The organism is Streptomyces sp. Edi2 (assembly GCF_040253635.1).
Lineage (GTDB): Bacteria > Actinomycetota > Actinomycetes > Streptomycetales > Streptomycetaceae > Streptomyces.
On sequence record NZ_JBEJGX010000003.1, the window covers coordinates 7,841,667 to 7,853,894 of the forward strand.

Annotated in this window: 9 protein-coding genes; 4 read left to right on the forward strand and 5 right to left on the reverse strand. The window is 68.6% G+C overall.

Annotated elements, in window-relative coordinates; all coding sequences use genetic code 11:
- Positions 1-18 precede the first annotated feature (18 nt).
- Positions 19-2,223 (forward strand): 3-hydroxyacyl-CoA dehydrogenase NAD-binding domain-containing protein, encoded by a 2,205-nt coding sequence (locus ABR737_RS37695; protein WP_350255658.1) that lies wholly within the window; start codon positions 19-21, stop codon positions 2,221-2,223.
- Between the two features lie 109 nt (positions 2,224-2,332).
- On the opposite strand, the gene ABR737_RS37700 is transcribed toward ABR737_RS37695, so the two are convergent.
- A complete protein-coding gene (locus tag ABR737_RS37700) occupies positions 2,333-3,094 on the reverse strand; it encodes a MerR family transcriptional regulator (protein ID WP_350255659.1) in 762 nt (253 codons plus the stop codon).
- A 482-nt stretch (positions 3,095-3,576) separates the two neighbouring features.
- On the opposite strand from ABR737_RS37700, the gene ABR737_RS37705 reads away from it, so the two are divergent.
- The gene (locus ABR737_RS37705) at positions 3,577-5,037 is read left to right on the forward strand and encodes an amino acid permease (RefSeq protein ID WP_350255660.1); all 1,461 of its coding nucleotides are present in this window, start codon (positions 3,577-3,579) and stop codon (positions 5,035-5,037) included.
- 227 nt (positions 5,038-5,264) lie between these two features.
- Positions 5,265-5,786, forward strand: coding sequence for a macro domain-containing protein (locus tag ABR737_RS37710; protein ID WP_350255661.1), 522 nt, complete (start codon positions 5,265-5,267; stop codon positions 5,784-5,786).
- A 44-nt stretch (positions 5,787-5,830) separates the two neighbouring features.
- Here the strand turns inward: ABR737_RS37710 and sph are convergent, their stop codons facing one another.
- From sph to ABR737_RS37725, 3 genes are all read right to left on the reverse strand, one after another.
- Complete coding sequence (sph, locus tag ABR737_RS37715) at positions 5,831-6,802, reverse strand: sphingomyelin phosphodiesterase (protein WP_350255662.1); 972 nt, start codon at positions 6,800-6,802, stop codon at positions 5,831-5,833.
- A 241-nt stretch (positions 6,803-7,043) separates the two neighbouring features.
- Positions 7,044-8,690, reverse strand: a complete 1,647-nt coding sequence (locus tag ABR737_RS37720) for a DUF6895 family protein (RefSeq protein WP_350255663.1) — start codon at positions 8,688-8,690, stop codon at positions 7,044-7,046.
- A gap of 78 nt (positions 8,691-8,768) precedes the next feature.
- Entirely contained in the window at positions 8,769-8,981 is a 213-nt protein-coding gene (locus tag ABR737_RS37725; RefSeq protein ID WP_350255664.1) for a hypothetical protein, read from the reverse strand.
- 552 nt (positions 8,982-9,533) lie between these two features.
- On the opposite strand from ABR737_RS37725, the gene ABR737_RS37730 reads away from it, so the two are divergent.
- Positions 9,534-10,460, forward strand: coding sequence for an oxygenase MpaB family protein (locus ABR737_RS37730; protein ID WP_350255665.1), 927 nt, complete (start codon positions 9,534-9,536; stop codon positions 10,458-10,460).
- 90 nt (positions 10,461-10,550) lie between these two features.
- Here the strand turns inward: ABR737_RS37730 and ABR737_RS37735 are convergent, their stop codons facing one another.
- A complete protein-coding gene (locus ABR737_RS37735) occupies positions 10,551-12,038 on the reverse strand; it encodes a M1 family metallopeptidase (protein WP_350255666.1) in 1,488 nt (495 codons plus the stop codon).
- Between the last annotated feature and the right edge of the window lie 190 nt (positions 12,039-12,228).

A 12,228-nucleotide genomic window follows, 5' to 3' on the forward strand; every position in this document is an offset into this window, starting at 1 on the left:
CACTACGGAGTACGCACCATGAGTGAATCCGCTGCTGTGTCGACCATTCGCTGGGAACAGGACGAGACCGGCATCGTCACCCTGGTCCTGGACGACCCGGGCCAGTCCGCCAACACCATGAACAACGCCTTCAAAACCTCCCTCACCGCGGTCGCCGACCGCCTGGAGGCAGAGAAGGACAGCATCCGCGGCATCATCTTCACCTCCGCCAAGAAGACCTTCTTCGCCGGCGGCGACCTGCGCGACCTGATCGCCGTCACCCCCGACAAGGCCGAGCAGGCCTTCGAGTCGGGCATCGGCATCAAGCGCGACCTGCGCCGCATCGAGACCCTCGGCAAGCCCGTCGTCGCCGCGATCAACGGTGCGGCGCTGGGCGGCGGTTACGAGATCGCCCTGGCCTGCCACCACCGCATCGCCCTCGACACCCCCGGCACCAAGATCGGCCTGCCCGAGGTCACCCTCGGCCTGCTGCCCGCAGCCGGCGGCGTCACCCGTACGGTCCGGCTGCTCGGCATCGCCGACGCGCTGCTGAAGGTGCTGCTTCAGGGCACCCAGTACAACGCCACCCGCGCCAAGGACGCCGGGCTGATCCACGAGGTCGCGGCCACGCCGGAGGAGCTGCTGGCCAAGGCCCGTACCTTCATCGAGGAGCACCCCGAGTCCCAGCAGCCCTGGGACGTCAAGGGCTACCGCATCCCCGGCGGCACCCCCGCCCAGCCGAAGTTCGCGGCCAACCTCCCGGCATTCCCCGCCAACCTCAAGAAGCAGCTCAACGGCGCGCCCTACCCCGCCCCGCGCAACATCCTGGCCGCGGCGGTGGAGGGCTCCCAGGTCGACTTCGAGACCGCGCAGACCATCGAGGCGCGCTACTTCGTCGAGCTGGTGACCGGCCAGATCTCCAAGAACATGATCCAGGCGTTCTTCTTCGACCTGCAGGCCGTCAATTCCGGCGCCAACCGGCCCAAGGACATCGCGCCCCGCAAGGTCGAGAAGGTCGCGGTCCTCGGCGCCGGCATGATGGGCGCGGGCATCGCCTACTCCTGTGCCAGGGCCGGCATGCAGGTCGTCCTCAAGGACATCACCCCGGAGGCGGCGCAGAAGGGCAAGGCGTACGCGGAGGGACTGCTCGCCAAGGCGCTCTCCCGGGGCCGGACGACCGAGCAGCAGCGCGACGAGCTGCTGGCGCGCATCACGCCCACCGCCGAGCCGGCGGACCTCGCGGGCTGTGACGCCGTCATCGAGGCGGTCTTCGAGGACGTCGCCCTCAAGCACAAGGTGTTCAAGGAGATCCAGCACATCGTCGCCCCCGACGCGCTGCTGTGCTCCAACACCTCCACCCTGCCCATCACGCTGCTGGCCGAGGGCGTGGAGCGCGACCAGGACTTCATCGGACTGCACTTCTTCTCGCCGGTCGACAAGATGCCGCTGGTGGAGATCATCAAGGGGGAGCGGACCGGCGACGAGGCACTGGCCCGGGCCTTCGACCTGGTCCGCCAGATCAAGAAGACCCCGATCGTCGTCAACGACTCGCGCGGCTTCTTCACCTCCCGCGTCATCGGCCACTTCATCAACGAAGGCGTGGCGATGATCGGCGAAGGCGTCGACCCGGTCTCCGTCGAGCAGGCCGCGGCCCAGGCCGGCTACCCGGCCAAGGTGCTGTCCCTGATGGACGAGCTGACCCTCACCCTGCCGCGCAAGATCCGCGAGGAGACCAAGCGGGCGGTCGAGGAGTCCGGCGGCGACTGGCAGCCGCACCCGGCCGACGCGGTGATCGACCGGATGGTCGACGAGTTCGGCCGCCCCGGCCGCAGCGGCGGCGCCGGCTTCTACGAGTACGGGGACGACGGCAAGCGCGCCGGCCTGTGGCCCGGCCTGCGCGAGCACTTCACCAAGAAGGACGCGGCCGTTCCGTTCCTCGACATGCAGGAGCGGATGCTCTTCTCCGAGGCCCTGGACACCGTCCGCTGCTTCGAGGAGGGCGTGCTCACCTCCGTCGCCGACGCCAACATCGGCTCCATCTTCGGCATCGGCTTCCCGGGCTGGACCGGCGGCGTGATCCAGTACATCAACGGCTACCAGGGCGGGCCGGGGCGGGAAGAACTCGTCGGCCTGCCCGGCTTCGTGGCTCGCGCCCGCGAGCTGCAGGCGGCATATGGAGACCGGTTCGCGCCGTCCGCGCTGCTGGTCGAAAAGGCCGAGAAGGGCGAGAAGTTCAGCGACTGAACGGCCAGGGACTGCCAGGCCAGGGACCGACCGGCCATGGACTGACAGACCACGGACGGACCGGTCAGGGACCGACCGGTCAGAGGGGCGGGCCCCGGCGGCCCGTCCCTCACCCCGGTGAGGTGCGGCCGCCTCCGGGGCCCTGGTCGCCCTCCTTGCCGAACGACTCCCGCAGCTCCTGCTTCATCGACCGCTGGAAGGCGGTGACCAGGGCCTGCACCACCATCGGCTGCATATGGGCCGAGAGCGACTTCATCCGCGCCAGCTCCTCCTCGTCCGGCCCGCCGCCCCGGTTCGGCTCCCACACCTCGTCCTTGAAGAGCCGGCTGAGCTCCCGGGCCGCCGAGCGGGTGTGCTCGATGACGACGGTGCGCGCCGCGATGACGGTCTCCAGCGCGATCGGGACGTCCAGCAGCCGGGCGCCCAGGTGCAGCAGCCCCGGATCGACCCGGAAAACGTGCCGGTCCTCGGTCCGTACGAGCACACTCATGGCTGCCAGCCGGTCCAGGTCCTCCTCGGTCAGCGCCCGGCCGACCCGCCGCTCCAGCTGGTCCCGGGTGGCGTCCTCGGCCTTGTCCGGAATCCAGCTCGCCACCAGCGCCCGGTGGATGGCGAGATCCTGGGCGCTCAGATCAGGCGGCAGCTGGTCCAGATAGCGTTCGATGGCGGAGAGTGTCAGCCCCTGGTGCTGAAGTTCCTCGATGAGCGCGAGCCGTGAGAGGTGGTCGGGCCCGTAGCGGCCGACCCGGCGCGGCCCGATCTCCGGCGGCGGCAGCAGGCCGCGTGTGCTGTAGAAGCGGATCGTGCGGACGGTGACGCCGGCGCGGGCGGCCAGTTCGTCGACCGTCAGGCCGGTGGCTGACTCCATCATGTTCAACAGTATTGCTGTCTCACCACCTCTGTAAAACCTTCTGGGCGCTTCTGCCCCTTCTCCGCCTCTTCGCTCGCCCTTCTCTGGCTCGGGAGCCGGCCGGGCATCCGGGGGCGCGCGGAAGTCGAGCGGATCGTCGTGGCCGCCGAGCGGACCGCAACGGAGGTCGATCGGACCGTTACGGAGACCAAGCGGACCGTCACGGAGGCAAACACGCCCCTGAGCCGGATCAAACAGGTCAAGAAATTCCGGTTGTCGGGCGCGAGGGGAGGCCCGGAATGCGGCGAGCTGAAACCTCCCTGAAACTATTCCGCCGGGTAATTCGTGACAAATGCGGACAGATCTTAGGTGGCCTGTACACGATGTGATCTTGCACACAGACGGGGGAGCACTCTTCGTGGAAGGTGTGCCGTCGGCCGTCCGCGCGATCCGCGGGATTGGCAATCGCTCAAGCGCCTCCCCGAAAGCGAGATGCACCACCAGTGAGCACAGAAGCCGTCACCGAGACAGCCCACAGGTCACCTGACGGGGGAAGCGGCGCGCAGCAGGATGCGGGCGACGCGGGCTACAGCAAGGGCCTCAAGGGCCGGCACGTCAACATGATCGCCATCGGCGGAGCGATCGGCACCGGCCTGTTCCTGGGCGCCGGTGGCCGACTGCACTCCGCCGGACCCGCACTGGCGATTGCCTATGCGGTGTGCGGTCTCTTCGCTTTCTTCGTGGTACGGGCCCTGGGCGAGCTGGTGCTGCACCGCCCGTCGTCGGGTTCGTTCGTCTCCTACGCCCGTGAGTTCCTGGGGGAGAAGGGCGCCTACGTCGCCGGCTGGATGTATGTCGTCAACTGGTCGACGACCGGTATCGCCGACATCACCGCGATCGCGCTCTACACCCACTACTGGAGCTTGTTCACCGATGTCCCGCAGTGGGTCATGGCGATGATCGCGCTGGCGGTCGTCCTGACGGTGAACCTGATCTCGGTGAAGATCTTCGGTGAGCTGGAGTTCTGGTTCGCGATCATCAAGGTCGCGGCGCTGGTCGCCTTCATGTTCATTGGCATCTTCCTGCTGGCCACCCAGCACCCGGTCGACGGGCACACACCGGGCATGAGCCTGCTCACCGACCACGGCGGCATCTTCCCGACCGGCCTGCTGCCGGTGGTGATCGTGCTCCAGGGCGTGGTCTTCGCCTACTCCGCCGTGGAACTGGTCGGTGTGACCGCCGGTGAGACCGGTGAGCCGCAGAAGGTCGTGCCGAAGGCCGTCAACTCCATCATGTGGCGTGTGGGCGTCTTCTACGTCGGCTCGGTGATCCTGCTGGCCATGCTGCTGCCGTGGAACAAGTACACCGGCGACGAGAGCCCGTTTGTCACGGTGCTGTCCAACGTCGGTGTTCCGGCGGCCGGCGATGTGATGAACCTCGTGGTCCTGACCGCGGCGATGTCCAGCCTGAACTCCGGGCTCTACTCGACCGGCCGCATTCTGCGCTCCATGTCGATGGCGGGCTCCGCTCCCAAGTTCGCCGGCCTGATGAACCGCAACCAGGTGCCGTACGGCGGCATCATGCTCACCTCCGCGGTGTGTGTGCTGGGCGTCGGGCTCAACTACGTCATGCCGGGCGAGGCGTTCGAGATCGTGCTGAACATCGCGGCGCTGGGCATCATCAGCACCTGGTGCACGATCATGGTTTGCCACATGGTGTTCGTGCGGCGGTCGAAGGAGGGCCTGGTCGAGCGCCCGCGCTTCCGGCTTCCGGGCACCCCGATCACCGATATCGCCACCATCGCCTTCCTGCTCGGCGTCATCGTCCTGATGTGGTTCGACGACGGTGTCGGCCGGAAGACCGTGATGCTGATCCCGGTCCTCGCCGTCGCGCTGGTCGTCGGCTGGTTCGCGGTCCGCGGCCGGGTGAGCCGGATCGCCGAGGAACGCAAGCTGGCGAAGTAGTCGCGCAGTAACGCACGCCTGCGGAATCAAGGGCGGTCGCGGAGGCCGGAAGGCATCCGCGACCGCCCTTTCGCCTAGGCGAGGAGCAACGGCCGGGGACGGGCCCCGCGGTGGTCCTGCCCCCGCTCCTGCCCTCGCTCCTGTCCTAGCTCCCGTCCTTGGTCAGGTCCTCGGTCCGGTCCTCCCGGCCCCGGTCGATTGTCAGTGGTCGCCCTTACCGTGGAGACATGACTGAGAACACGGGGATCTCATACGTCAAGGGGGACGCCACAGCGCCGCACGGCGAGGGCGTCAAGGTGATCGTGCATCTCTGCAACGACCTGGGCGGCTGGGGCAAGGGCTTTGTGCTTGCGCTCTCCCGGCGTTGGCCCGAGCCGGAGGTCGCCTACCGCCGGTGGCACCGCGAGCGTGCGCGGAACGACTTCGGGCTGGGCGCGGCTCAGTTCGTCCAGGTCGCGGACCAGCTCTGGGTGGCCAACGTCGTCGGGCAGCGGGGAATCCTCTCCCGAGCTCCCGGCTCCGTCCGAGCCGGGGAGACTCCGCAGGGCAGCAAAGGTGCCCCCGTGCGGTACGAGGCCATCGACGCCGGACTCGGCCGGGTCGCGGACCGGGCCAGGAAACTCGGCGCCTCGGTCCATATGCCACGGATCGGCTACGGCCTGGCGGGAGGAGAGTGGTCCCGGGTGGAGCCGCTGATATCCGGGCGGCTCACTCGGCGCGGCATAGGGGTGACGGTCTACGACCGCTGAAGCCCCTGGTCGCCGCCGCCCAAGACCGCAGTACGGCCGCGGGTTCAGCTGCCGATCAGCGGATAGTGATCGGAGAGATTGGTGTAGGTGTATTTCTTGCCCCAGCTGGAGACCGTCCAGGGCGCCGACTCCTCCTGGACCACGGTGTTCCGCCAACCGGCGGGCCGGGCGTGACCCTTGCGGTGGAGGACATAGTCGAGGTCCTCGCGGGGGTCGTTCGGGTAGCGGTACTTCGCGATCGAGTTTTCCTGGGTGTCGAAGGAGTAGGGGTGACCCGTGCGACTGTCGGCCGGCGCCAGATCGGCGTTGCGGAGCAGTGCGTCGTATTCGGCGCTGTGTGAGTCGATGTTCAGATCGCCGGCGACCAGCACCTCTTCGTCCGCCGGGATGTTCTTGGCGTCGAGAAAGGCGTCCATCTCCTTGAGCTGCTTGGCGCGGTCGGCGGCCGCTTCTCCCGCCTTGCAGCCCGAGTCGGTGGACTGGGTGTGGGTGCCGACAACATGCACCCTGGTGCCGTTGACGTCCAACACCGCATAGACGAAGCCCTTGTTGGAGAAGTAGTCCGAGCCGCAGGCGTCCTTGTAGATGTACTGCTCCTTGCGCAGGACCGGCCACTTGCTCAGCAGGGTCACCCCGCCGTCCTCCGGGGTGACGGTGGAGTAGGCGCCGCCGGTGGCGTCCCAGCCGCTCCTGCTCCGGCCCACCACGGGGGTCTGGTACGGATACTGCGCCGCGGCCCGGGATTTCAGTGCATCGGAGGAGGAGTTGTCGAAGGCTTCCTGGAGGACGACGACATCATTGCCCTGGAAGAAGTCCGCGGCCGCGAGTGCCTGGGTGCGGTGGTCCTGGCCCCAGTTGGGGTAGAGATTCTTGCTCATCAGGAAGGTGTTGTAGCTGAGCACCTTGAGACGCGGGGCGTCGGCGGCCGACGCGGGCGGTGCGGCGGCCACTGTGACCGCGGCAAGGGTTGCGGCGAGGGCGGCGATCCGGGACGTGCGCAGCGATGAGTGCGGCACTGAATCTCCCTGTGGGGGTGGGGACTTGCTCCGGCGACGCCTATCCAAGCAGCTGGAATTACCTCTAGGTAACCTTCTGGGGGGTGCGAGATGGACAGCCCGAAGCTCCGACCGCTGATGTCGTGGGGAGCGCATGGTCCACCGGCAGCCGGTACCCGAGCCTCCGCCTGGCGCCTGGGGCCTGGCGCCTGGGCCCTAAGGCTCGGGTTCGTGGGGCTCGGGCGGGTCCCGGGTTCCCGGGTCAGGGGCAGGGCTGCCGGGCCGCGGGAACCGGGCCGCAGGTGGTGTGTACGGCGGCCAGGGCGGTGATGATGCTCTGGGTCCAGGAGAGCATGGTGCGTTCCCGTGTTGCCGGATCGTCGCAGGCCGGGCGGCCGAAGGCGCCGCAAGGGCTTTGCTGGGCGAGGAGAAAGGCGATCGCGTCGCGGGTGATGCGGTGCTGTGCCCGGCCGGTGCGAGACCAGTCCCGGACCAGGGCGGCAATGTGCCCCAGGCGGTAGTTCTTCCAGGCGTGGGGAAGGGTGGCAGCGGCCGTCGTCGGTGCTGAGTACGGTGCGTCTACTCTCTCGTCCCCCAGCGCGGCCGCGCACCCGGGGGAGAGCAGCCCCAGGTCGACGAGGCGTTGGGCGTTGCACGCGGCCTGCGGCGGAACGTCCTCCAGGAGTTCGACGGCAGCGGCGGTGGACTTGAGGAAGGCGTCGAGTGACGTGCAGGTGAGCGCGTGAGTCCGCAGACCGAACGCGAACTCGCCCACGACCTCCATCCCGTGTCCCTGCCACACGTCCGCGTCCACGTCCGCGAGACGTCCGGAGAATTCCAGGAGCAGGGGACGGGCGAGCTCGGGTTCCCCCAAGGCCTCGGCCGCATGCGCGACAGCTGCCGCGGCCGGCAGGTACGTGACAGGGTCATGGCGCCGGGTCGCGTCGGCCAGCCACACCACCGCCTGCCGCAGCGGTTCCTCCACGCTCAGGTGGGGCTTCGGCGCGGGCGGCCGGTGCCTGCGCACCACCCTGGGACTGCGGTCCAAGAGCGCGGCCAGGGCGGCGACGATGGTGGTGTGGTAGCCGGTGGCCCAGTGTTCGTACGCGTCGTCCCCGTCGGCCAGTTCGGGGTGGACCACACCAGGGGGCCCGTTGACCCGTCCGTCAGCCTCTTGCACGGCGGCGAGGAACTTCCATGCCCGGCGGGCTTCCTGGGAGTCCCGCACCCCGAGGCACAGCAGACAGCACAGGAGTTCCCCCACCAGGTCGGCATTCTCCTGGCCGAGGGTGAGCACGAGCAGAGCTTCGAGCAGTTCCACCGCCGCGCCCGCGTCGAAGTCCCGTGGCCAGCGGGGCTCGCGGAGGCCGAAGTCCGTGGCGTAGAAGATCGTGTGGGTGATGGCGTAGATGTCGCGGTCGGTGAGCTTGGCGACATTGGGGCCGTTGCAGAGCAGGGTGAACGGCAGGACGTCGTCCATCTCCGGCAGCGTGTGGCGGACGCCGCACAACTCCAGGGTGTGCAGCAGATCGAGCTGCCGGTACGGGATCCGTTCGAAGACCGTCGCGTACCCTCCGGCCGCGGCCTGCGTGATGACGTGCCGGAATTCCGGGTCCTCGCGTCCGCAGAGCCGGAGTGCCGCATAGGTCCCCGCGTACAACAGGAGGGCTGCTTCATCCCGGGCGATCAGCTCCCGGTAGGAGGGGCGGGCCGTGATCTCCTCGATCTGAGTGAGGAGGGCCGCGTAGTCGTGCTCCAGTGGCTCCGGGTCGAGGCGCGCCCGCAGGCCCACGAGGAAGGCGGTTTCGATGAGCGCCTTGCGGGCGAACAACACCCGGTCCGTGGCGGCTCCGGCTGGATCGATCAGATGGCGGCGCGCAGCGAGCCAGGCGACTGCCCGGGTCTCCACCGCGCGCCTTTGTGACATTCCGTCACCGGGTTGCGTCATGTCCATCGGATGCCTCCCGGCGATCGGTGCAGTCAACGATCAGTTGCGCGCAGCGGAGTCGTCGGGCTCCGCGACCTGGTTGGCGACCACCAGGACGTAGCGCTCCCAGGCGAGTACGTAGCCGGCCACATCGTCGAGCTGGCTGACCTGATCTACGACTCGCTCCAGCGGAACGCTGAGGTCGACGAGTCCGCTCGTTCTCAGGAAGTCGAGTGCCTTGCGGGCGTCAACCGGAGGGGGAGGACAGGACATGTGTTGCTCCTTTCGGGTGGTTCGGGCAGATGTCGCGAGTGTCGCGTTACGTGATGCCCTTGTCACTATCTGCGCCCGGCAAGGAAAAGTGGCGATGCCGTCAACCCAGCTCATGGGGGGTTATCTCAAGGCAAAATCACCCTTACGGTCTAATGTCGCTCCAGGGGATGTGGTGGCTGCGGTGTGGCATGTGACATGCGGCGGGATGACGGGTGGAGGGTGGAGTTGCTTCATGGGGTGCGCCATGGGGGTGGGGTGGGGGGCGTGGTGATCTCCCCGCGGCGGCGCAGCGGCCCTGGAGTGGTCCGTCTGCAGTGGCCGGCCGTGGCGATCTGCCTCTGGTGCACACGCCCCCGGCCCGATCGAGGGCAACTCGCCTGTGCGCAAGCCTCGTTCCATGCCGACCCGGTCGGGCGCGTCCATGCGGCAGAGGTGGTGAAGGGGCGCACCGGCCGGGCACGGTACGGCCCTTCAGTGCCGAGCCGGCCGGGCGCGCCCCGTGCATCCGTTGCGTCCACCAGCCACCGGACTCGCCGTATCATGATTAATGACATGAATACGGTAGAAAATTATCCAAAACCCCCTCCGGTCGGAGGTGTGCTCTGGTCGCTGGCCGGCGACGTCCGCATTCTGCTGACCCTGCCGGCCGCGCTGACGATGCAGGTCGCGCACCCGGCGGTGGGTGCCGGAGTGGATGACCACTCCGTGTTCCGTACGGACCCGTGGGGGCGCGGGGAGCGGTCGCTGACCTCGTTGCAGCTGTGGGTGTACGGAGGCGAGGGTGCGGCCGCGGAGGGGCGCCGGCTGCGGCAGCTGCACAAGACCATTCAGGGGACCGACGCGCACGGCCGCAAGTATCACGCGCTCACCCCCGCGTACTACGCCTGGGTGCACGCCACCGGCTATCCCGTCTTCCGGAACGCGCAGCGCTATCTCGGGCGTCCCTTCACCGAGGCGCAGGAGCGGCAGCTGTATGCGGAATGGCTCCAGGTGGGGCGGGTCCTGGGGATCCACGACCGCGATATGCCGCGGTCCGTCGAGGAGTTCTGGCCTTACTACCAGAAGGTTCTTGACAACGAGCTCGAAGACACCGTTGTGGTGCGGGAGTTGGTGGCGAGGAATCCGTCGTTGCCGGTCCCGGACCGTGGTCCGTGGTGGCTGCGGCTGCTCCTCCGGCTGACGTGGCCGTGGCTGTGCCCGCGGTTCGCCCGCTTCCGGCGCTTCCTCACGATCGGCCTGATGCCGCCGGACGCCCGGTGTGCCCTCGGGCTGGAATGGACGGACGCACAGGAGCGCAGGCTGCGCCGCTTCGGGCGGGTCGTCCGCGCCGTGGTCCCGGTGCTTCCGGAGCGCCTGCGCTTCCTGCCGGTCGCTCGCCGGGCCCGGCGAGCGGCACGCGGGCAGGCGGCACGCGGACAGACGGCGCGCAGGCAGGCGGCGCCCGACCAGGCGTCGCTCGGGCACGCCGCGCCCGGGTAGACAAAGCGAAGCCGGCCGGAGCCGGGGGATCACCCCAGGCTCCGGCCGGATCGCTGCCACGGGCGCCGGAGCGGGCGCCCGTGGGCCGCGTCAGCGCCGGTGCACGTCGTGCGTGGCCGCGATCTGCTTCCACGACTTGGGCTCGGCGACCGGCGACTTCCCCGCGCCGAATGCCTGCTTGCCCGCGCCCACCGCGGGCTTGGACGGCTGGAACAGCCAGGTGTCGAAGAACCCGGCCAGATTCTTGCCGGACTTCTTCTCGGCGAACTTCACGAAGTCGGCCACCGAGGCGTTGCCGTACCTGTGCTCCGTCGGCCAGGTCTTGAGGAGCCCGAAGAAGGCCTTGTCGCCGATCTTGTTGCGGAGCGCCTGGAGGGCCAGCGCGCCACGGTCGTAGACGGCGTCGTCGAACTGGTTCTCCGCGCCGGGGTTGCCCGGCTTGACCTTCCAGAACGGATCGTCGGCCGGGTGCTGGGCGTAGACGTAGTCCGCGAGCTCCTGAGCGGTGCCCTCGCCCTCCTTCTCGGACCACAGCCACTGGCTGTACGAGGCGAAGCCCTCGTTGATCCAGATGTCCTTCCAGTCCTTGAGCGAGACGCTGTCGCCGTACCACTGGTGGGCCAGCTCGTGCACCACGACGGAGACGTTCGTCCCGCGGTCGAAGGCCTTCTCGCCGTAGAACGGGCGGGTCTGGGTCTCCAGGGCGTAGTGGGCCGGAACGTTCGGCACATAGCCGCCCACCGCATTGAACGGGTAGGGGCCGAAGACGCTCTCCAGCCACTCGGTGGTCTCGGCGGTGCGCTCGATGCTGGCCCGGGCCGAGCCCGCGTTCGCACCGAGGTCCTTGCTGACCGCGTTGATGACCGGCAGGCCGTTCGCGGTCGTGTCGGTGGTGATGTCGAACTTGCCGACGGCCAGCGTCGTGAGGTACGTCGCCTGCGGCTTGTCCGAGCGCCAGTTGTAGCGCGTCCAGCCCAGCTTGGAGGACTGCGAGGCCAGCACGCCGTTGCTCAGCGCCTGGGTGCCGTCCGGGACCGCCACCGAGATGTCGTAGGTCGCCTTGTCGGTGGGGTGATCATTGCTCGGGAACCACCACACGGCGGCGTCCGGCTCCTGTGCGATCACCCCGCCGTCGGGTGTACGGGCCCAGGCGCTGTAGTTGTCAATCTTCAGCTCCGAGGGCTTGCCCGCATAGCGCACCACGACGCTGATCTGCTTGCCCTTCTCCAGCGGCGTGGCCGGGGTGACCTCCAGCTCGTGCTTGCCGGACGTGGCGAAGGAGGCCTTCTTGCCGTTGATCCGGATCTCACTGACCTTGAGACCGAAGTCCAGGTTGAAGCGCGAGAGGTCCTGGGTGGTCCTGGCGAGCAGCGTCGCCGTGCCCTCCAGCAGGTCCGTCTTGGGCTGGTACTTGAGTCGCAGGTCGTAGTGGGAAACGTCGTATCCGCCGTTTCCGCTCTCGGGGTAGTAGCTGTCGCCCACACCCGGAGCGCCCGGGGTGAAGCCGGCCGCGGAGGCCGGGACCGCCAGCAGCAGGCTGAGTGCGGCGGCACCCGGGACCAGGAGTCTGTGACGCACGAGTCCTCCAACTCGTAGGGGGATGGCTCGAGTCAGACCCTATGTACTCCGTCGGGGCCGCGTCATGTACATGGCCTTATCTGACACATGACCGACATGAACCCCACCCGCGGGCCCCGTTGGCCGGCCGGTCGCAGCGAGCCGGCCGGGTTTCCCGTGAGCGCCGCACCCGGGGCCGCTTTCACCGGTG

Bases quoted from the DNA above. Each gene is read 5' to 3' on its own strand.
- ABR737_RS37695 (WP_350255658.1), top strand. From the start codon at position 19: ATGAGTGAATCCGCTGCTGTGTCGACCATTCGCTGGGAACAGGACGAG.
- ABR737_RS37725 (WP_350255664.1), bottom strand. From the start codon at position 8,981: ATGTCCTGTCCTCCCCCTCCGGTTGACGCCCGCAAGGCACTCGACTTC.
- ABR737_RS37730 (WP_350255665.1), top strand. From the start codon at position 9,534: ATGAATACGGTAGAAAATTATCCAAAACCCCCTCCGGTCGGAGGTGTG.
- ABR737_RS37700 (WP_350255659.1), bottom strand. From the start codon at position 3,094: ATGATGGAGTCAGCCACCGGCCTGACGGTCGACGAACTGGCCGCCCGC.
- ABR737_RS37710 (WP_350255661.1), top strand. From the start codon at position 5,265: ATGACTGAGAACACGGGGATCTCATACGTCAAGGGGGACGCCACAGCG.